Consider the following 18,809-nt stretch of genomic DNA (forward strand, 5'->3'; position numbering starts at 1 on the left):
CGCGATCAGCCGCCCTTGATCCGCCGGCGGGCCAGCGCCACCGCGTTGGCGCCGATGGCGAGCAGCGCGCTGCCGTGACCGCCGCGCAGGCGGTTGTGCTCCTGGCGCGAGCCCAGCACGTTGCCCGGACCGGGCGTCACGTCGACCGTCTGGTCCTGGGCCGCGAGGGCGAACAACGGGCCGACGAGCCGGTCGTAGGCCCACGGCACAGCCGTGAAGCCGAGGCGGATCACCTGGTTGGCGAGGCCGACCTGGCCGCCGCGGCCTCCGTCGACCACGCCGAGGGCGCGCGCGGCGACGCGCTCGGGGGTCGTGACCGGGAAGGGTGGCCTCCCGGCCGCCCGGCCGTACGTCGCCGCCTGCCCGTAGATCGGCGTGTCGACGCCGCCGGGGGCGACGTAGCCGATGCGCACCCCGGGGCGGTCGCGGTTGTCGACGCGGAGCTGGCGCACCAGGGCGCGCACCCCCCACTTGCTGAGGACGTAGGCGGCCATGTCGGGCACCGCGATGTGGCCGATGACGGACCCGACGAACACCAGGTCGCCGGTGCCCTGGGCGCGCAGCACCGGCAGCACGTGGCGCGCGAGGTTGACCGACCCGAGCAGGTTGGTCGCCACCACCTGGTCGAAGACCTCGGCCGGCACCTCGTCCACCCGGCCGTAGGCGACCACGCCCGCACTGCCGATCACGACATCGACGGCGAGGTGCCGCGCCAGCGCGGCGGCGACGGCGGCCTCGACCTGCGCGTCGTCGCTGATGTCGGCCGGCGCGACCATCGTGGACGCCGCGCCCAGCCCGTCGCAGTCCAGCGCCACCCGCTCGAGCGCCTCGCGGCCGCGGGCCAGCAGGACGAGGTGGTCGCCACGGCGCGCGGCCTGGCGCGCGGCCGCCTCGCCGATGCCGCTGGAGGCACCGGTGACCATCACGACACGGGGGGCGCGGGGGTGGGCGGGCATGCCAGCAGGTACCCCCGTCGCCGCCCGCCCAACGGCACCCTCCCCACGCCGAGCGGCCCGACCCCGACTTCCGGACGAATTCGGCGGGACCCGAGGGGACCTAGGTCCTTCCGGGTTGGGTGCCTTCGCCCCATGCGGGCACACCTCGCTCATCCATAACCTCGGACACGAGGCGGGGACGACCCAGTACCCGCCCTGACGGAAGGCACAACATGCGCGCGTTTCTCGACCGGCTCGTCTCCTGGACGGGCGTGGCTCTCGCCGTCGTTCTCCTTGTCGCTGGCGGTCTCCTGACGTGGGCCAGCTCGTTCATCGGCGACCAGGTCAACGACCAGCTCACCATGCAGGACATCGTGATGCCTGAGGGCGACGCGCTCGGCGGCCTGTCCGACGAGGACGTCAACGCCCTCGAGCCGCACGCCGGCAGCGTGATGGACACCGGCCCGGAGGCCCGCGCCTACGCCGACCACTACATCCTCGCGCACATGAACACCTCGAGCGACGGTCGCACCTACCAGGAGGTGAGCGGCGAGTACCTGGCGCTCGACGACGAGGGCAAGGCGAGCGCCGAGGGCCAGGCCCTGGGCGGACTGCGCCAGTCGCTCTTCATGGGCAACACGCTCCGCGGCCTGCTCCTCTACGGCTACGCGTTCGCCACCATCGGCACCATCGCCGGCTACGCAGCGATCGCCGCCTTCGCCGGTGCCATCGCCCTGCTGGCGCTCGCACTGCTCGGCCTGCGGCACGCGAAGCGCACCGCTGAGGAGGGCACCGCGACGGAGCGGCAGACGGTCCCCGTCTGACTCCCCCGCACCCCGAGAAGGACCCCGAGAAGGACCCGGTCGCCCCACGGCGACCGGGTCCTTCGGTCGTGTCCGGGGTTCATCGGGCGGCGTCGATGTAACCGACCATCCGGTCGAAGAGCAGCGAGGCCCGGTGCAGGTCCTCCGACGCGCCGCGGGGGTCGGGCTGGGGCGCCAGGTCGACCAGTTCGCGCCAGCCGGGGCGCAGCCCGTCGGCCAGCGACGCGGCGATGCGGCCGGCGTCGCGCACGACCTGCGGGTCGACCGACCAGAAGGCCTCGAAGGTGCGCTCCTTCGGCGGGTGGGCGAGCTGGCCCGGACGCTGGACGGCCGCCAGACACGCCGGCAGGTCGACGGCGTCGCACACCACCAGCCACTCCCGGGTGAGCGGGGAGTCGGGCGGGACGGCCACCTCGACGGGCTCGCCGGGGCGCGGCGGCGCCGGCTCGGCGAAGTCGGCGAACACGACCGTGCACAGGGCCGTGCGCGCCAGCTCGCGCCACCGGTCGTAGGAGGGGCGCAGGAACTGCTCGCGCTGGAACGAGCCGAAGAGGACCGGGTCGGCGGCACGGGCGCAGCACTCGTCCTCGATGGCGCGGCTCATCGACACGAGCGTGCGCCGCGTGAGCACCTGCGGCGCGAGCGCCGGGTGCAGGCGGCGCAGCTCGGCGAAGACGGAGCCCGAGCGCAGGGGCGGGACCTCCGCGCGCCGGATGGCGGCCGCGAGCGAGAGCCCTCCGCGCCGACGGGCCAGGACGTCGAGGACGGCGTCGACGTCGGCCTCGGTGTAGCGGCGGTGCCCACCGCCCTGCCGGCTCGGCCGGGGAAATCCGTAGCGCTTCTCCCAGCTGCGGAGCGTGGAAATGGGTACTCCACTCCTGTGGGCCAGGTCCCCGATGGAGAGGGAATCGCGAGGGCTGGCGTCCACGTCCTGCACTCCTTCGCACCGTGCCTAGATCTACTTGGAAGTGTTGCATAGATTTTGCTGGGTAAGGATTGTCCAACCGCGGGAGGCACCAGATGACCGGCACAGGCACGGACGAGGCACTGGCACGGGTCCTCGACGACGGCCGCCGTCGCGCGAGCGCCATCGACGCCCACCACGCGCTGCTCTGGGAGGCGCTGTGCGCCGCGACCGAGGGCGGCAAGCGCTTCCGTCCCGCGCTGGTCGTCGCCACCCACGACGCGCTGGGCGGTGAGTGCCACGACGCCGCCGTCGAGGTCGGCGCCGCCGTCGAGCTCCTCCACACCGCGTTGGTCATCCACGACGACGTGATCGACGACGACCACGTGCGCCGCGGCCGGCCCAACGTCAGCGGCACCTTCCGCGCCCTCGCCGGTGTCGACGGCGCCACGTCCGACGTCGCCGCCGGCTACGGCCTGACCGCCGCGATCCTGGCCGGTGACCTCGCCCTGGCCGCCGCCGTCCGGACGGTCGCGCTGAGCGGCGCCCCGGCCCCGGTCGTGGGGCGCCTGCTCGACCTCTTCGACGGTGCGCTCCACCGCACCGCGTCGGGCGAGCTCGCCGACGTCCGCCTCGCCCTGGGCCTCGCCCCCGCCACCCTCGCGCAGAGCCTGGAGATGGAGGCGCAGAAGACCAGCGCGTACTCGTTCTCGCTGCCCCTCGAGGCCGGCGCGGTCCTGGCCGGCGCCGACGCCGCGACCACCGCCCGGCTCGACGACGCCGGGCGCGCGCTCGGCATCGCGTTCCAGCTCGTCGACGACCTCATCGGCGTGTTCGGCGACCCGGCCCGCTCCGGCAAGAGCTCGACGGGCGACCTGCGCACCCGGAAGCAGACGCCCCTCCTCGTCCACGCCCGTACGACGCCGCAGTGGGAGCAGGTGAGCGGCTACGTCGGCCACGACCTCACCGACGCCGAGCTCGACGAGGCCCGCGCACTGCTGGTCGAGTCGGGGTCGCGCCGGTTCGTGGCCGACCTCGCCGAGCGTCACCTCGCCCAGGCCCGCACCGTGCTCGACGGCCTGGGCATCCCCGGCGACCTGCTCGACGGCGTCACCGTGATGCCGCCCGTGCTGATCGACGACAGCGAGGTCGCGGCATGACGATGTTCGTCGGGCGCGGCACCCCCCGCAGCCTCTACGACGCGGTCGCCGAGGCCAGCGCCGCGGTCGTCATCCGCGAGTACTCCAGCTCGTTCGGGCTCGCCTCGCGCCTGCTGGCCGAGCCCGTGCGCACCCAGGTCCGCAACATCTACGCGCTCGTGCGGGTCGCCGACGAGATCGTCGACAACCCCGACCCCGCACTCGGCCGCGACGCCCGCGCCACGATGCTCGACTGGCTCGAGGCCGACGTGACCCACGCGCTGCGGGCCGGCTACAGCGGCAACCTGGTGGTGCACGCGTTCGCGCGCACGGCCGTCGCCGTGGGCATCCGGCCCGACATCGTGACCCCGTTCTTCTCCTCGATGCGCACCGACCTCGACACCGCCACCCACACCCAGGAGAGCTTCGACCGCTACGTCTACGGCTCGGCGGAGGTCGTGGGGCTGATGTGCCTGCGCGCCTTCCTCGCCGCGCCCGACGCCCGCGCGGACCGCGACGCGCAGTACGACCGGCTCGCCGCGGGCGCCCGCTGCCTCGGGGCCGCCTTCCAGAAGCTCAACTTCCTGCGCGACCTGTCCGACGACCACGACCTGCTGCGGCGCGACTACTTCCCCGGGGTCGAGGCCGACTCGTTCTGCGACGCCGACCGCGACCGGATCCTCGACGACGTCGACGCCGACCTGCGCGCCGCCGCGGCGGTCGTGCCCGACCTTCCGCCCAGCAGCCGGCGCGCCGTGTGGGCGGCCCACGCCACCTTCGCCGAGCTCGCGGAGCGCCTGCACGCCGCCTCCGCCGAAGAGATCCGCGCCACCCGGGTCCAAGTCCCGGCGCCGGTCAAGCTGCGGCTCGCCGTCGGCGCGCTGCGCGGAGGCCGCTCGTGACGCTGCGCCTGCCCGAACGCCTCAGCCGGTTGGTCCCGACGTCTCGCCACACCGACGGCACGCCACGGCGCGTGGTCGTCGTCGGCGGCGGGATCGCCGGGCTGGCCACCGCCGCCCTGCTCGCCTCCCGTGGCCACTCGGTCGACCTGCTGGAGAAGAACGACGACCTCGGCGGCCGGGTCGGCAGCCTCGAGCGCGACGGCTTCCGGTTCGACACCGGGGCCTCGTGGTACCTCATGCCCGAGGTCTTCGAGCACTTCTTCGCCCTCCTCGGCACCTCGGCCGACGCCGAGCTCGACCTCACCGTGCTCGACCCGAGCTACCGGGTGTTCTTCGAGGGGCACCCCGAGCCGGTGGACCTGCGCCCCGACCGCGCCCACAACCGCGCCCTGTTCGAGTCGCTGGAGCCGGGGGCCGGTGAGCGGTTCGACGCCTACCTCCGCTCGGCCGAGGACACCTACGACATGGCGCTGCGGCGCTTCCTCTACACCAGCTTCGACTCCCCCGGCGCGTTCGCGCACCCCGACGTCGTACGCCGCACGCCTGCCCTGGGCCGGCTCCTCACGCGGTCGCTGGAGAGCCACGTCGCCGGGTCGTTCACCGACACCAGGCTGCGCCAGGTGCTCGGCTACCCCGCGGTCTTCCTGGGCTCCTCCCCGAGCCGCGCGCCGAGCATGTACCACCTGATGAGCCGCCTCGACCTCGGCGACCGGGTGCTCTACCCGCAGGGCGGCTTCACCGAGCTGGTGCGGGTCGTCGCCGGGCTGGCGGAGAAGCACGGCGCGCGGCTGCACACCGGCGCCCCCGTCACCCGCATCCTCACCTCCCGCCCCGGCACCGGTCGACCCGGCACCGGCCGACCCGCCGTCACCGGCGTCGAGCACGACTCGGCCGACGGCCTGCGCACCGTCGACGCCGACGTCGTCGTGGGCGCCGCCGACCTGCACCACCTCGAGACCGCGCTGCTCCCGCCCGCGCTGCAGACCCACCCCGAGCCCGCGTGGCGCGGCCGCTCCCCCGGCACCGGCGCGGTGCTCGCGATGCTGGGCGTCGAGGGCCGGCTGCCGCAGCTGCCGCACCACTCGCTCTTCTTCACCCGCGACTGGGGGCAGAACTTCCGCGACATCTTCGGGGAGAATGCCAAGGTGCCCGACCCCGCCTCGATCTACGTCTGCAAACCGTCCGAGAGCGACCCCACGGTGGCGCCCGAGGGGTCGGAGAACCTGTTCGTGCTGGTCCCCGTCCCTGCCGACACGGCCATCGGCCGGGGCGGCGACGACGGCGCGGGCTCCGAGACGGTCGAGCGCACCGCCGATGCGGCGATCGAGCAGATCGCGTCGTGGGCGGGCGTGCCCGACCTGCGCGAGCGGATCCGGGTGCGCCACACGGTCGGTCCCGACGACTTCGCCACGCGCTACCACGCCTGGCGCGGAGGCGCCCTCGGCCTCGAGCACACCCTGCGCCAGAGCGCGTTCCTGCGCCCCGGCAACGCCTCGGCCAAGGTCGACGGGCTGCTCTACGCCGGCGCCAGCACCGTGCCCGGCGTCGGCCTGCCGATGTGCCTGATCAGCGCCGAGCTCGTCCTCAAGCGGCTCTCCGGCGACCGTTCGAGCCAGCCGGTGCGCGCATGAGCCTGCCCCACTGGGCCTACGTCGCCATGCTCGCGTTCTGCCTCGCCGGCACGCTGCCCCTGGTGCCGGCGTTCCGGCTGACGGTGCTGCGGCAGCCGGGGCGCCTGCTGCTCACCATCGGCCTCGCCGGCACCCCGTTCCTGCTGTGGGACCTGTGGGCCACGCACACCGGCCACTGGTGGTTCGACGAGGGCCAGACGCTGCCGTGGCGCATCGCGGGCCTGCCGCTGGAGGAGATCGCGTTCTTCGTCGTCATCCCCCTCGTCTCGGTCCTGACACTTGAGGGCGTGCGCGCCGCCCGGCGCGGCGTACGACCCGGGTCGGGGCGCCGTCGGGAGGAGGCCCGATGACCTACACCACCATCGCCGTCGCCTGCGTGGTGCTCGCCGTGGCGCTCGACCGCTGGGTCGTCCGCACCCGCGTCACCTCGACCCGCGACTGGTGGCTCGCCTACGCGATCATCGTGTTCTTCCAGCTGCTCTCCAACGGCTGGCTCACCGGCCGCGGCATCGTGCGCTACTCCGGCGACGCCATCCTCGGCAGCGGCGAGGTCACCTTCCTGGGCGACGGGCGGCTGGTCTACGCCCCGGTCGAGGACCTGATGTTCGGCTTCGGGCTGGTGCTGTGCAGCTGCGTGGCCTGGACCTGGCTGGGACGCCGGCGCGGCGAGGCGAGCGCATGAGCGTCGCGACCCGCCTGCAGGCGATGCAGCCCACCGACATCGGCGTGCCCGGACCCTCCTCGCTCGACATGGCGCGGGTCTTCCGCTCCGTGCGCGCCGACCCGCTGACCTTCCTCGGCCAGGTGTCACAGCGCTTCGGCGACACCGTGTCGTTCCCGGTGCCCGGCCCGCCGGCGCTGCTGCTCACCGACCCCGCCGACGTCAAGCACGTGCTGCAGACCTCGGCACGCAGCTGGACCAAGGACACCGTGCAGTACGCCGCGCTCGCGCGCGTCACCGGTCCGGGCCTGCTCGCCTCGGCCGAGCCCAACTGGATCGAGCACCGCCGCCTGGCCGCCCCGGCGTTCCACCACCAGCGTCTCGAGGCCGTCGGCGACGAGGTCCGCGCGGCCGCCCGCACCGCCATCTCCGCCCGGCTGGGGCGCGTGGGCGACGACGGCGAGGTCGTCGACGTGGCGGCGCTCACGCACACGATCGGCCTCGACGCGGTCGGCCGGGCGCTCTTCAGCACCGACCTGTCCGGCCACGCCCACGACCTGCTGTCCGCGACGAGCGAGTCGGCCGACCTCGTGGTGCGGCTCGGGCGCTCGATCCTCCCGCGGGCCGAGTGGACCCCGACGCGCACCAACCTCCGGCTCCGGGCGGCCCGCCGGCGCCTCGACGAGGCCACCGCGGCGATCATCGCCGAGCGGCGCGCCCGCAATGCGCACCCGCCGGCAGGGGCGCCCGCCGCACACGGCGACGACCTCCTCGGCCTGCTGCTCGACAGCGGCATGCGCGACGAGGAGATCCGCGACGAGCTCGTCACGATGGTCATCGCCGGGCACGAGACGGTCGCTGCCGCGCTCGCCTGGACCCTGATGCTGCTCGCCGAGCACCCCGAGGCGCAGGACCGCGCCCGGGCCGAGCTCGCGGCCCACCCCGGGCCGGTCGCGCTGGTCGGGCACCGCGACCGGCTGCCCTGGACGCGTGCCGTGGTCGACGAGGCGCTGCGCCTCTTCCCGCCGGCCTGGGCCATCTCGCGCCGCTCGGTCCGCGAGGACGAGGTGGCCGGGCGCACCGTCCCCGTGGGCACCCTGGCGATCATCAGCCCGTGGCTGGTCCACCGGCGCCCCGACCTCTGGCCCGACCCCGAGGCGTTCCGGCCCGAGCGCTTCCTCGACGGCACCGCCCGCACCGGCTACCTCCCCTTCGGCCTCGGGCCGCGGCTGTGCATCGGGCGCGAGTTCGCGCTGGGCGAGATGGTCGTCGTGCTCGCCGAGCTGCTGGCCGAGCACCGCCTCGAGCTCCCCGGCGACCCACGCGCGTGGTCGCGCCCCGTCGCCGAGGCGAAGGCCGCCGTCCACCCCCGCGGCGGCATGCCGCTCGTCGTACGACGCGTGCGCGCCCCGTGAGCGCCCTGGGCCTCGGCCCGCTCGACCTCGTCCTCGCCGTGCTGCTGCTGGCGGCGGCGCTGTGCGCGCAGCGCCTGGTCGCCGACCTCCGGACGCTGCCCTCGCCCACCGCTCCCCCGGCCGACCGACCGGCGGGGTCCGTGTCGGTGATCGTGCCCGCGCGCGACGAGGAGCACACGGTGCCCGCGCTGCTGCGGTCCGTGCACGCGCAGGTCCCCGCGGTGGCGGAGGTCGTCGTGGTCGACGACGCCTCCCGCGACTCGACCGCCGAGGTCGCCCGCGCCGGCGGCGCACGCGTCGTTCCCGCCGGAGCCCCGCCCACCGGGTGGACCGGCAAGGCCTGGGCCTGCCACACCGGTGCCGCGGCCACCACGGGCGACCTGATCCTCTTCCTCGACGCCGACACGGTGCTGGCTCCGGGGGCCCTCGCGGGCCTGCTGACGGCGCACCGACGCCACGGCGGCCTGGTCTCGGTGCAGCCGCACCACGACGTCGTGCGCCCCTACGAGCAGCTGTCGGCCTACTTCAACGCCGTGGCGCTCATGGCCAGCGGCGCCTTCACCCCGACCCGGGCGGGCCGGAGGCGTCAGGCGCGCCCGGCCCATCCGCCGATGGCCTTCGGACCGTGCCTGCTGACCTCGCGCGCCGACCTCGCCGCCGCGGGCGGGCACGAGGCGGTCAGGTCCGCGATCCTCGACGACGCCGCGCTGGCGGCCGCCTACGCGCGAGCCGGGCTGCCCGTGTGGTGCGCGGTCGGCGGCGACGAGGTGCGGATGCGCAGCTATCCCGGCGGGGTGCGCCAGCTCGTGGCCGGCTGGACCAAGAACATCGCCTCGGGTGCGACGGCCGCCGCGCCGTCGGCCGGCGCGACGACAGTGGCGTGGATCAGCGCGCACCACGCCGTCGCCGTGGGGGCCGTGCTGTCCCTGGTGACCGTCACGACCGGGCAGGGGGCGTCCCTGCTCACGGGCAGCCCCGTGCTCTGGGCGCTCGCCTACGTCGGCGCGGCGCTGCAGCTGCGCTGGGTGCTGCGCCGCGCGGGCTCCTTCCGGTGGTGGGCGTGGGCGCTGTTCCCCGCGACGCTGCTCGCCTTCGACCTCGTCTTCGCCCGCTCCCTCGCGCTCACCGTCGTCCGCCGCTCCGTGCCGTGGCGCGGCCGCGAGGTGTCCCTGGCCGACGGCGGGTCGAGGCAGGGGGTCGCCTGATGCTGCGCCTCGTCATGCCGCAGGGCCTCACGATCGTGGTCGACGTGATCGCGTGGGGCTTCTTCCACGCCGCGACCGGCTACGCGGCCCACCGCCTGGGCGACGACCGGCTCGCCCGCGACGGATGGCTGCTGCGGGCGCGGCGGTTCGAGGACGGCGGGCGCTGGTATCGCCGGCGGCTGCGCATCCACCGCTGGAAGGACCGCGTGCCGGAGGCCGGAGCGCTCTTCGAGGGCGGGGTCAGCAAGCGCGAGCTGCCCGCGGTGGACGCCGACGGGCTGGCGATCTTCGTGCGCGAGACCCGTCGCGCCGAGCTGGCGCACTGGTGGGCGCTGTGCTGCAGCCCGCTCTTCATGCTGTGGAACCCGCCCCTCGCGGCCGCCCTGCTGGGCGCCTACGGGGTGCTGGTCAACCTGCCGTTCATCGCGATCCAGCGCTACAACCGCTTCCGGACGCAGGCGCTCCTCGCGCGCCTGTCCCGCAGGACGAGGGCGACATGACGAGTCCCGCGGCCTCGCGCTCGTGTCTCGGCACCCCGGTCGCCGAGCCGGAGGCCCGCGCGGCCGCGCCGGGCCAGGAGTCGCGCCACGGCCCGATCGCCCAGCTGCTGATCGCCTGGTCGCCGCTCAGCGCGATCCTGCTGACCTACTGGCTGGCGCAGTGGATCACCGCGCCGCTCGGGGTGGGCGACGGCGACGACACCAACCGGCTCGGCGCCGGCCTGCACGTGCTCGGCCCGGCCCGCGCCGACGAGGCGCTGCTGGGCACGATGCCCACCGTCTGGCTGCAGGCCCGGCTGGTCGACGGGTCCGCCCACTGGTACGACGCCCTCGCCGCGTCGGTCTACGTCACCCACTTCCTCACGATCCCGCTCATCACCGCGGTCGTCTGGTTCCGCCTGCGCGACCGGTTCGGTGAGTGGCTCACCGCCGTCCTGTCCCTGTCGCTGCTCGGCATCGTGGGCTACCTGGCCTACCCCGCCGCCCCGCCGTGGCTCGCCGCCGAGCGCGGCGACATCGGTGCCGTCGAGCGGATCTCGCACGTGGGCTGGCAGGTGCTGGGCCTCGACCCGGTGGGTCGGCTGGTGGAGCTCGGTCAGTCGGGCAGCAACCCGGTCGCCGCGATGCCGTCGCTGCACGCGGCGGCCGCGCTCCTGGCGGCGCTGTTCCTGTGGCCGTCGGTGTCCCGGGTGTCCCGGGTGCTGCTCGTCGTCTACCCCCTCGCCATGGCCGTCACGCTCGTCTACACCGGCGAGCACTACGTCGTCGACGTGCTCGCTGGATGGCTGGTCGCGGTGCTCGGGGTCGGTGCGGCGCGCCTGGCCCGGCGCCGGTCGGGCACCGCCGCGGCGCCGGGGGACGCCCGATGAGCACGCGCCCGGCACACCTCCCCGGTCCCAGCGAGGCGCCGGTCGGCTCGTCCGCTCGTGTGCTGCTGCACGCCGCCCACGCGGGGCCCACGCTGGCGGTCACCGTCCTCATGGGGCTGCTCGCGCTCGCGCAGGGGCTCCGACCCGAGTCGACGGTGCTGCTCGTGGCCGCGGTGCTGACCGGCCAGCTGAGCGTGGGCTGGAGCAACGACCTGCTCGACCGCACGCGCGACCGCGCGGCCGGACGCGCCGACAAGCCGCTGGCCGCCGACGACGGCGCGGTCGCGCTCGTCCGTGCCGCATGCGCCGCCGCGGTCGTGGTGTGTGTGGCGCTGTCGCTGTCCCTCGGCCCGGCAGCCGGGCTGGTCCACCTGGGCTGCGTGGCCTCGGCGTGGTGCTACAACCTCGGCCTGAAGGCGACCGTGTGGTCGTGGCTGCCCTACGCCCTGTCGTTCGGCGGCCTCACGGCCGTGGTCACGCTGGCCGACGGTGAGGCGCCGCCGTGGTGGTGGCCCGTGGGCGCGGCCCTCCTCGGCGTCGGGGCGCACCTGCTCAACGTGCTGCCCGACCTGGCCGACGACGCCGCGACGGGCGTACGCGGGCTGCCCCACCGGCTCGGGCCTCGGCTCATCGCGCCCGTCGCCGCCGCGGTCCTGGTGGTCGCGACCGGCGTCGTGCTCGCCGGGTCCGCTCCCCCGGTCCCCGCCTCGCTCACCGTCGCGGTCGTCGTGCTGGGCCTCGCCGCGGTCGTCGTGTCGCGCACCGGCCGGGCGCCCTTCGCCGCAGCGGTCGCCATCGCGCTGGTCGACGCCCTCCTCCTGGTGGTGGCCCGATGAGCCGCGCACCCGCCACTGAGCACTGGGACCTCGTCGTGGTCGGCGCCGGACCGGCGGGCTCGGCCACGGCCCTCGGCGCGCTCGCCGAGCAGCCCGGGCTGCGGGTCCTCCTCGTCGACCGCAGCGACTTCCCCCGCGACAAGTCGTGCGGCGACGGCATCGCGCCGCACGTCCTCGACGCGCTGGCGCCCGTCGGCGCCGCCGACGTCGTGGACGACTGGACCCCGCTGCGCCACCTCGAGCTCGCCCACGGCGACGTGTCGGTCTCCGGGCCGATGCGCCGGGAGGTCCACGTCGTGCCGCGCCGGGTCCTCGACGCCCGGCTCGTCGAGCGCGCCGTCGCGGCCGGAGCCGTCCTGCGCACCCACCGCGTCACCTCCCTCACCTCCACCGGCACCCCCGTGGTGTCGGGCACCGTCTCCGCCGACGTCGTGGTCGGAGCCGACGGGGCGCACTCGGTCGTGCGCACGACGCTGCTGGGCAAGCGGCGCGATCCGCGAGCCATCGCGATCCGCGGCTACGCGCCCACCACGCCCGAGATGGCCGGGCGCCAGGTCATCCGCTACGGCAGCCGCCGCCAGCCGTCGTACGCCTGGGCCTTCGACCGGGGTGACGGGCTGGCCAACGTCGGCTACGGCGAGCTCCTCCCCGGCGAGCGCACCGGCGACCGCGCGCCGAGCCGCCGGCTGCTGCTCGAGCAGCTCGAGGAGCTCGTGCCGGGCGCCGCCCGCACGGGCGACGACTGGCGCGGCCACCACCTGCCGCTGAGCAGCTGGCGCTGGGACCAGCCCGACGGCCCGGTGCTGCTCGCCGGCGACGCCGCGGGGCTGGTCAACCCGATGACCGGCGAGGGGATCTACTACGCCGTCGCCACCGGCATCGCGGCGGGGCGCACCGCGGCCCAGGCGGTGCGCGCCGGGCGGCCGCACGCGGCCGGCGCCCGGCACCGACGGGTGGTCCGCGACCTGCTCGGCACCCACCTGCGCCACACCTGGGCGGCCTCCCGGCTCGCGCAGTCGCCGCGCATCGTCGACGCCGGGATCCGCGCCGCGGGTCGCGAGCGCCACGCCTTCGACACCCTCGTCGAGCTCGGTCTCGGCGACGGCCGCATCGACACCCGCCTGGCGGGAGGGCTGCTCCGGGCCCTTCTCCGCCCGCCCGACCCGTCCCCCGAACCCTCCACACAGACCCGAGGTGGCTGACATGAGGATCCTCTCCGTCCGAGGCGCGCTGCCGCCCCACTCACATCCGCAGGCTGACATCACCGAGGCCTTCGGCGAGTTCATCTCCGAGCGCAGCCTCGACCGCTCGCTGATGCGGCGCCTCCACGCCAACGCCGGCGTCGAGCGGCGCCACACCGTCCTGCCGCTCGAGGAGTACGCCGGCATCGGGGACTTCGGGCACGCCAACGACCTCTTCATCGAGCACGCCGTCGAGCTGGGCTCGCGGGCACTGGTCGACGCGCTCAAGGCCGCCGACCTGACGCCGTCCGACGTCGACCTGGTGGTCACCGCGACCGTCACCGGCCTCGCCGTCCCCTCTCTCGACGCCCGGATCGCGGCGCAGGTCGGCCTGCGCGAGGACGTCCGCAGGATGCCGCTGGTGGGGCTGGGCTGCGTGGCGGGCGCCGCCGGGATCGGCCGCGTGCACGACTACCTGCTCGGCCACCCCGACCACACGGCCGTCCTGGTGGCGGTGGAGCTGTGCTCGCTCACCGTGCAGCGCGACGACGCCTCGGTGCCCAACCTGGTGGCGAGCGGGCTCTTCGGCGACGGCGCCGCTGCGGTGGTCGCGACCGGACGCGCCGGGCGTCCCGGGCCGGTCGAGGTGCTCGACTCGCGCAGCCGCCTCTACCCCGACAGCGAGCGCACCATGGGCTTCGACGTCACCGGCAACGGTCTGCGGATCGTGCTCGACGCCGAGGTGCCGACGCTGGTGGGCCGCTTCGTGCGCGGCGACGTCGACGCCTTCCTCGCCGACCACGGGCTCACCCGCGCCGACATCGGGTGGTGGGTGTGCCACCCCGGCGGGCCGAAGGTCATCGAGGCGCTGGAGGAGGCGCTCGAGGTGCCGCGCGACGCCGTCCGGCTCACCTGGGAGTCGCTGGCCCGGGTCGGCAACCTGTCCTCGGTCTCGGTGCTGCACGTCCTGGAGGACACGCTGCGCGAGCGGCCGCCCGTGCCGGGCTCCCCCGGGGTGCTGATGGCGATGGGGCCGGGCTTCTGCTCCGAGCTCGTGCTGCTGCGGGCCGCGTCATGACCGGGCTCGTCGCGTTCACCGTGCTGGTGGCGCTCGTCGGGCTCGAACGGATCGCCGAGCTCGTCGTGTCCACCCGCAACGCGCGCTGGAGCCGCGAGCGTGGCGGCGTCGAGCACGGGCTCGGCCACTTCCCGTTCATGGTCGTGCTGCACACCGCCCTGCTGGTCGGCGCGTTGGCAGAGGCATGGATCCGCCAGCCCCAGGTGCCGTCGCTGCTGGCGTGGTCGATGCTCGCCCTCGTCGTCGCCTCCCAGGCGCTGCGCTGGTGGTGCATCGCCACCCTCGGCCCCCGCTGGAACACCCGCGTGATCGTGGTGCCCGGCATGCCACCCGTGACGTCGGGTCCCTACCGCTTCCTGCGCCACCCCAACTACGTCGCCGTGGTGGTCGAGGGCATCGCACTGCCGCTGGTCCACGCCGCCTGGATCACCGCGCTCGTCTTCACCGTCCTCAACGCCGCGCTGCTCGTCGTCCGCATCCGGGTGGAGGACGCCGCGCTCGCCACCCTCCCGGCCCCACCCGCCGACTCCCCCACGAGCTCCACGGAGGCCGCAGGTGCGTGACCTCGTGGTGGCCGGCGGCGGGCCGGTGGGTCTCGCCACAGCCCTGCACGCACACCGCGCCGGCCTGTCCGTCGTGGTGCGCGAGCCGCGCACCGGCCCGATCGACAAGGCGTGCGGCGAGGGCTTGATGCCCGGCGCCGTCGCCGAGCTCGCCGCCCTCGGCGTGCACCCGCACGGACGCGAGCTGACCGGCATCCGCTACCTCGACGGCCGCGCCGGGGGTCCCGTCGCGACCGCGCGGTTCGCCCACGGCCCCGGCCGGGGCGTACGCCGCACGGTGCTCCACGAGGCGCTCGCCGAGCGGGTCGCCGCGGCAGGCATCCCGGTCGAGCCGAGCGCGGTGACGACCGTCGCCGACGCCGGCGACCACCTCCTCGTCGACGGCGAGCCCGCGCGCCACCTCGTCGCCGCCGACGGCCTGCACTCCCCGGTGCGCCGCCTCGTGGGCCTCGACGCCCCGGTCGCCGGGCGCCGCCGGTTCGGGCTGCGCTGCCACGTGCGGCAGGCGCCGTGGACGTCGTACGTCGAGGTGCACTGGTCGCCGCGCGCCGAGGCCTACGTGACGCCCGTCGACGACGACCTCGTCGGGGTCGCCGTGCTGGGCGACGCCGGCTCGCGCTTCGAGGACCTGATCGACGACTTCCCGGTCCTCCAGCAGCGCCTGGTGGGCGCACGCACACGGGTGATGGGCGCGGGGCCGCTGCGCCAGCGGGCCCGGGCGCGCTCGGCGGGCCGCGTGCTGCTCGTCGGGGACGCCGGCGGCTACGTCGACGCCCTCACCGGCGAGGGCCTCGCCCTCGGGCTCGCGCAGGCCCGCGTGGCCGTCGCGTGCCTCGCCGCGGGCCGGGCCGGGCGCTACGACGGCCTGGCCCGCCGGCTCGGCGCCCGCCACGAGCTCCTCACCCACGCCCTGCTGCGGGCCACCGCGCACGCCACCGTCCGCAGGCGCCTCGTGCCCGCCGCGTCGCGGCTGCCGTGGCTCTTCGACACCGCCGTCAACCAGCTCGCCCGACCCGTGGGGAGGCCTTCATGACCGACAGCCCGACGACCGACAGCCCGACGACCGACAGGCCGACGTTCGACACCCCCGACAGCGCGCCCGGCACGGCCGAGCTCGTGGTGCTGCTCGACGAGGACGGGCGGGCCGTCGGCACCGCCGACAAGGCCGGGGTCCACCACGCCGAGACGCCGCTGCACCTCGCGTTCTCGTGCTACCTCTTCGACGACGACGGCAACGTGCTGATCACCCGGCGGGCGCTGCACAAGCGCACGTTCCCGGGGGTGTGGACCAACAGCTGCTGCGGGCACCCCGCTCCCGGCGAGCCGATCGAGGAGGCGGTGCGCCGGCGCGTCGAGCAGGAGCTCGGCGTCCCCGTCGCCGGCCTGCGCCTGGTGCTGCCGCGCTTCCGCTACCGCGCCGAGCAGGAGGGCGTGGTGGAGTACGAGATGTGCCCGGTGTTCGTGGGGTCGCTCGTCGGTCCCGTCCGGCCCGACCCCGACGAGGTCGCGGAGGCGCGCTGGGAGCCGTGGCAGCCGTTCCGCCGGGCGGTGCTCGACGGCAGCCGGACCGTGTCGGTGTGGTGTCGCGAGCAGGTCGCCCAGCTGCCGGCCGACCCCGCGTCGGCGTCGGCTGCCGCCGTTCACGAGCTGCCGCCCGCCGCTCGTGCCGGCGGTCAGCGCTGACATTTCGCCGTTCGCCGCCGCCCGGTCCGGGCCTGTGGCACGCTGTGGAGGGGCCTCGAGCAGCGTGGGCCATCGGTGCGTGAGAAGGACCTGTGATCGACGACCACTTCCCTCCGCCCACGACCCGGTCCCCCCTCGACGCCGAGAGCGACCGCCTCGCGTGGCGGCTCGCCGTGGACGCCGCGGGTGTCGGTGTCTTCGTGTGGGACCTCGTCACCGGTGAGCTGCGGTGGGACGACCGGATGTTCGAGCTCTTCGGTCTCGCCGAGGACGACTTCGGCGGGACCATCGAGGCGTTCAACCGCCGCCTGCACCCCGACGACCTCGGCCGCGTCTCCGACGCCCTCCAGCGCGCCATCGCCACCTGCGGCGACTACGCCGCGGAGTACCGCGTGGTGCTCCCCGACGGCCGCCTCCGGTGGATCGAGGCGCGCGGTCATGCGTTCGCCGACGAGCCCGACGGGCTGCCGGTGCGGCTCGTCGGCGCGTCGTACGACACGACCGACGCGCGCGAGGGCGACGCCCGGGTCGGACGCGTGCTGGAGGCGATGCCCTCGGCCTTCTTCCAGCTCGACCGCGACTGGCACTTCACCTACGTCAACTCCGAGGCCGAGAGGCTGCTGGGCTCGAGCCGTGTGCACCTGATCGGCACCGCCATCTGGGAGGCCTTCCCCTCGTCGGTCGGCAGCAGCTTCGAGACGCACTACCGCAGCGCGGTCGAGTCGGGTGAGCCGGTGACCTTCGAGGCCTACCACCCCGCGCCGCTGCGCGCCTGGTACGAGGTGCGGGCCTGGCCCTCGCCGGAGGGCCTCGCCGTCTACTTCGTCGACATCACCGCGCGTCGGGAGGCGCGCGCCGAGCTCGACCGCTCCGCGCACCGCCTGGCGCTGCTGGCCTCGGTGTCCGAGGCGCTCACGGCCACGCTCGACCCCACCGAGGGGGTCAGCAGGCTGGCCACCCAGCTGGTGCCCGAGCTGGCCGACTGGTGCCTGGTCACGCTGGTCGAGGACCCCAACGCCACCGACTGGCGACGCGGGCTGCGCGATGTCGGCTGGTCGCACCGCGACCCCGACATGGCGCAGACGCTGCGTGACTACGCCGGGCGGCGGCTGCAGGCCATGACCGACTCGTCCTACCTCGCCGAGGCGATCCGCGAGATGACGCCCGTGCTGATGGGGTCCTCGGCCACCGAGGCCGTCGCCGCCGTCCTCGTGCCCGGGGTGGCGCGCGACCGGCTGCGCGAGCTCGCCCCGTTCTCCGCGGTGATCGTGCCGTTGCGGGCCCGCGGGCGCACGGTCGGCGTGGTGAGCGCGTTCCGCGGCATCCATCGCACGGCGTTCGCAGCGGAGGACGTGTCCCTCCTCGAGGACATCGGCGCCCGGGCCGCGCTGGCACTGGACAACGCCCGCCTCTACGAGTCGCAGCGCGACGTCGCCGAGGCGCTGCAACGCAGCATCCTGACCGCGCCGCCCCGGCGCGAGGGCCTACAGGTGGTCACCCGCTACACGCCCGCCGGCGACGTGGCCCGCATCGGTGGCGACTGGTACGACGCGTTCCTCCAGGGCGACGCGAGCGACGGGGCGCAGGACGTGGTGGTCGTGGTCGGCGACGTGGTCGGCCACGACGTCGAGGCCGCCGCCGCGATGGGGCAGGTCCGCGGGCTGCTCCGCGGCATCGCGGTCCACAGCGGCGACGCTCCCGCCGCGATCCTCTCGGGCCTCGACACCGTCATGGAGTCCCTCCAGCTCGAGACGACGGCCACCGCCGTGGTGGCGCGCTTCGAGCAGGCGCCGGCGACGCGCGGCCGGACGGGACGCGCGCTGCTGCGCTGGTCCCACGCCGGGCACCCGCCGGGCCTGCTGGTCGACCCCGACGGGACCGTCACCCGGCTGGTCGACGACGACGCCAACGACCTGCTGCTCGGCTTCGACCCCGCGGCCGACCGCCACGAGGGGGCCGTGGCCCTGCAGCCCGGGGCGACGCTGGTCCTCTACACCGACGGCCTCGTCGAGCGACGCGACCGCGACATCGACGACGGCATCCAGTCGCTCATGCGGCTGCTGGCCGACGTCTGCCCCACCACGTCCGACCTCGACGAGCTGTCCGACCGGCTGCTGGAGTCCATGGCGAGCGACGAGCAGGAGGACGACATCGCCCTGCTGGTCGTCCGCTGGGCGCCCGAGGGCCCCTGAGGCCGAGCCCGCGTCGGGTCAGGAGTTGTAGCGCACCAGGGTGATCACGACGAAGATCAGCGCGATCAGCGCGATCACCCCGATGACGGCCAGGATCGGCGTCACCTTGGGTCGTGGACCGGGGGCGTTGAGGGGCTGGTTGGTGGTCGGGCGCTCGCGATCGTCCATGGTCCAGCCGTACCCACTCCTCCACCAGCCATGCCGCGACGTTGCGCGCCGCGCGGCCGTCGTCGATCGGCGCACCGTCGAGGATGACCTGACCGTCTCCCGCGAAGCCCCGCAGTGCGTGCA

20 protein-coding genes are annotated in these 18,809 nt (G+C 75.2%); 17 read left to right on the plus strand and 3 right to left on the minus strand.

Annotated features, from left to right (window positions below; genetic code table 11):
• Positions 1-5 precede the first annotated feature (5 nt).
• Positions 6-956 carry an SDR family NAD(P)-dependent oxidoreductase gene (locus tag AC54T2_RS17465; RefSeq protein WP_496666809.1) on the minus strand — a complete coding sequence of 317 codons (951 nt, stop codon included), beginning with the start codon at positions 954-956 and terminating at the stop codon, positions 6-8.
• Between the two features lie 212 nt (positions 957-1,168).
• On the opposite strand from AC54T2_RS17465, the gene AC54T2_RS17470 reads away from it, so the two are divergent.
• Positions 1,169-1,759, plus strand: a complete 591-nt coding sequence (locus tag AC54T2_RS17470) for a hypothetical protein (protein ID WP_186341122.1) — start codon at positions 1,169-1,171, stop codon at positions 1,757-1,759.
• Positions 1,760-1,838: 79 nt separating this feature from the next.
• Here the strand turns inward: AC54T2_RS17470 and AC54T2_RS17475 are convergent, their stop codons facing one another.
• The gene (locus AC54T2_RS17475; protein ID WP_496666810.1) at positions 1,839-2,687 is read right to left on the minus strand and encodes a DICT sensory domain-containing protein; all 849 of its coding nucleotides are present in this window, start codon (positions 2,685-2,687) and stop codon (positions 1,839-1,841) included.
• 92 nt (positions 2,688-2,779) lie between these two features.
• On the opposite strand from AC54T2_RS17475, the gene AC54T2_RS17480 reads away from it, so the two are divergent.
• From AC54T2_RS17480 to AC54T2_RS17555, 16 genes are all read left to right on the plus strand, one after another.
• Positions 2,780-3,823 carry a polyprenyl synthetase family protein gene (locus AC54T2_RS17480; protein ID WP_496666811.1) on the plus strand — a complete coding sequence of 348 codons (1,044 nt, stop codon included), beginning with the start codon at positions 2,780-2,782 and terminating at the stop codon, positions 3,821-3,823.
• Entirely contained in the window at positions 3,820-4,704 is an 885-nt protein-coding gene (locus AC54T2_RS17485) for a phytoene/squalene synthase family protein (protein WP_496666812.1), read from the plus strand. Before AC54T2_RS17480 ends, AC54T2_RS17485 begins: the two co-directional genes overlap by 4 nt.
• Complete coding sequence (gene crtI / locus AC54T2_RS17490; RefSeq protein WP_496666813.1) at positions 4,701-6,335, plus strand: phytoene desaturase family protein; 1,635 nt, start codon at positions 4,701-4,703, stop codon at positions 6,333-6,335. Before AC54T2_RS17485 ends, crtI begins: the two co-directional genes overlap by 4 nt.
• Entirely contained in the window at positions 6,332-6,685 is a 354-nt protein-coding gene (locus tag AC54T2_RS17495) for a lycopene cyclase domain-containing protein (RefSeq protein WP_206054378.1), read from the plus strand. Before crtI ends, AC54T2_RS17495 begins: the two co-directional genes overlap by 4 nt.
• Positions 6,682-7,017 carry a lycopene cyclase domain-containing protein gene (locus AC54T2_RS17500; RefSeq protein WP_186341118.1) on the plus strand — a complete coding sequence of 112 codons (336 nt, stop codon included), beginning with the start codon at positions 6,682-6,684 and terminating at the stop codon, positions 7,015-7,017. Before AC54T2_RS17495 ends, AC54T2_RS17500 begins: the two co-directional genes overlap by 4 nt.
• Positions 7,014-8,411, plus strand: a complete 1,398-nt coding sequence (locus AC54T2_RS17505; RefSeq protein WP_496666814.1) for a cytochrome P450 — start codon at positions 7,014-7,016, stop codon at positions 8,409-8,411. The genes AC54T2_RS17500 and AC54T2_RS17505 overlap by 4 nt, the downstream gene beginning before the upstream one ends.
• Positions 8,408-9,616: a glycosyltransferase family 2 protein gene (locus AC54T2_RS17510; RefSeq protein WP_496666815.1), complete on the plus strand. Its 1,209-nt coding sequence runs from the start codon at positions 8,408-8,410 to the stop codon at positions 9,614-9,616. Before AC54T2_RS17505 ends, AC54T2_RS17510 begins: the two co-directional genes overlap by 4 nt.
• Complete coding sequence (locus AC54T2_RS17515) at positions 9,616-10,116, plus strand: glycosyl-4,4'-diaponeurosporenoate acyltransferase CrtO family protein (RefSeq protein ID WP_496666816.1); 501 nt, start codon at positions 9,616-9,618, stop codon at positions 10,114-10,116. The genes AC54T2_RS17510 and AC54T2_RS17515 overlap by 1 nt, the downstream gene beginning before the upstream one ends.
• On the plus strand, positions 10,113-10,985 hold the full coding sequence (locus AC54T2_RS17520) for a phosphatase PAP2 family protein (RefSeq protein ID WP_496666817.1): 873 nt from the start codon (positions 10,113-10,115) through the stop codon (positions 10,983-10,985). The genes AC54T2_RS17515 and AC54T2_RS17520 overlap by 4 nt, the downstream gene beginning before the upstream one ends.
• A complete protein-coding gene (locus AC54T2_RS17525) occupies positions 10,982-11,821 on the plus strand; it encodes a UbiA family prenyltransferase (RefSeq protein ID WP_496666818.1) in 840 nt (279 codons plus the stop codon). The genes AC54T2_RS17520 and AC54T2_RS17525 overlap by 4 nt, the downstream gene beginning before the upstream one ends.
• Positions 11,818-13,023, plus strand: a complete 1,206-nt coding sequence (locus tag AC54T2_RS17530; protein ID WP_186341112.1) for an NAD(P)/FAD-dependent oxidoreductase — start codon at positions 11,818-11,820, stop codon at positions 13,021-13,023. Before AC54T2_RS17525 ends, AC54T2_RS17530 begins: the two co-directional genes overlap by 4 nt.
• A 1-nt stretch (position 13,024) precedes the next feature.
• Positions 13,025-14,080 (plus strand): type III polyketide synthase, encoded by a 1,056-nt coding sequence (locus AC54T2_RS17535; protein ID WP_186341111.1) that lies wholly within the window; start codon positions 13,025-13,027, stop codon positions 14,078-14,080.
• Positions 14,077-14,643 carry an isoprenylcysteine carboxyl methyltransferase family protein gene (locus AC54T2_RS17540; protein ID WP_186341110.1) on the plus strand — a complete coding sequence of 189 codons (567 nt, stop codon included), beginning with the start codon at positions 14,077-14,079 and terminating at the stop codon, positions 14,641-14,643. Before AC54T2_RS17535 ends, AC54T2_RS17540 begins: the two co-directional genes overlap by 4 nt.
• On the plus strand, positions 14,636-15,676 hold the full coding sequence (locus AC54T2_RS17545; protein ID WP_496666819.1) for an NAD(P)/FAD-dependent oxidoreductase: 1,041 nt from the start codon (positions 14,636-14,638) through the stop codon (positions 15,674-15,676). Before AC54T2_RS17540 ends, AC54T2_RS17545 begins: the two co-directional genes overlap by 8 nt.
• A complete protein-coding gene (gene idi / locus AC54T2_RS17550; RefSeq protein ID WP_496666820.1) occupies positions 15,673-16,326 on the plus strand; it encodes an isopentenyl-diphosphate Delta-isomerase in 654 nt (217 codons plus the stop codon). The genes AC54T2_RS17545 and idi overlap by 4 nt, the downstream gene beginning before the upstream one ends.
• A gap of 92 nt (positions 16,327-16,418) precedes the next feature.
• A complete protein-coding gene (locus AC54T2_RS17555) occupies positions 16,419-18,518 on the plus strand; it encodes a SpoIIE family protein phosphatase (protein ID WP_186341107.1) in 2,100 nt (699 codons plus the stop codon).
• An 18-nt stretch (positions 18,519-18,536) separates the two neighbouring features.
• On the opposite strand, the gene AC54T2_RS17560 is transcribed toward AC54T2_RS17555, so the two are convergent.
• Positions 18,537-18,686 (minus strand): hypothetical protein, encoded by a 150-nt coding sequence (locus tag AC54T2_RS17560; protein WP_186341106.1) that lies wholly within the window; start codon positions 18,684-18,686, stop codon positions 18,537-18,539.
• Positions 18,687-18,809 lie beyond the last annotated feature (123 nt).

Source organism: Nocardioides sp. Z35_8, assembly GCF_059621125.1.

Excerpts from the sequence above, each read along its gene's own strand:
- AC54T2_RS17465 (WP_496666809.1), bottom strand. The coding sequence starts at position 956 with ATGCCCGCCCACCCCCGCGCCCCCCGTGTCGTGATGGTCACCGGTGCC.
- AC54T2_RS17470 (WP_186341122.1), top strand. The coding sequence starts at position 1,169 with ATGCGCGCGTTTCTCGACCGGCTCGTCTCCTGGACGGGCGTGGCTCTC.
- AC54T2_RS17480 (WP_496666811.1), top strand. The coding sequence starts at position 2,780 with ATGACCGGCACAGGCACGGACGAGGCACTGGCACGGGTCCTCGACGAC.
- AC54T2_RS17485 (WP_496666812.1), top strand. The coding sequence starts at position 3,820 with ATGACGATGTTCGTCGGGCGCGGCACCCCCCGCAGCCTCTACGACGCG.
- AC54T2_RS17495 (WP_206054378.1), top strand. The coding sequence starts at position 6,332 with ATGAGCCTGCCCCACTGGGCCTACGTCGCCATGCTCGCGTTCTGCCTC.
- AC54T2_RS17500 (WP_186341118.1), top strand. The coding sequence starts at position 6,682 with ATGACCTACACCACCATCGCCGTCGCCTGCGTGGTGCTCGCCGTGGCG.
- AC54T2_RS17505 (WP_496666814.1), top strand. The coding sequence starts at position 7,014 with ATGAGCGTCGCGACCCGCCTGCAGGCGATGCAGCCCACCGACATCGGC.
- AC54T2_RS17515 (WP_496666816.1), top strand. The coding sequence starts at position 9,616 with ATGCTGCGCCTCGTCATGCCGCAGGGCCTCACGATCGTGGTCGACGTG.
- AC54T2_RS17520 (WP_496666817.1), top strand. The coding sequence starts at position 10,113 with ATGACGAGTCCCGCGGCCTCGCGCTCGTGTCTCGGCACCCCGGTCGCC.
- AC54T2_RS17525 (WP_496666818.1), top strand. The coding sequence starts at position 10,982 with ATGAGCACGCGCCCGGCACACCTCCCCGGTCCCAGCGAGGCGCCGGTC.
- AC54T2_RS17530 (WP_186341112.1), top strand. The coding sequence starts at position 11,818 with ATGAGCCGCGCACCCGCCACTGAGCACTGGGACCTCGTCGTGGTCGGC.
- AC54T2_RS17535 (WP_186341111.1), top strand. The coding sequence starts at position 13,025 with ATGAGGATCCTCTCCGTCCGAGGCGCGCTGCCGCCCCACTCACATCCG.
- AC54T2_RS17540 (WP_186341110.1), top strand. The coding sequence starts at position 14,077 with ATGACCGGGCTCGTCGCGTTCACCGTGCTGGTGGCGCTCGTCGGGCTC.
- idi (WP_496666820.1), top strand. The coding sequence starts at position 15,673 with ATGACCGACAGCCCGACGACCGACAGCCCGACGACCGACAGGCCGACG.
- AC54T2_RS17560 (WP_186341106.1), bottom strand. The coding sequence starts at position 18,686 with ATGGACGATCGCGAGCGCCCGACCACCAACCAGCCCCTCAACGCCCCC.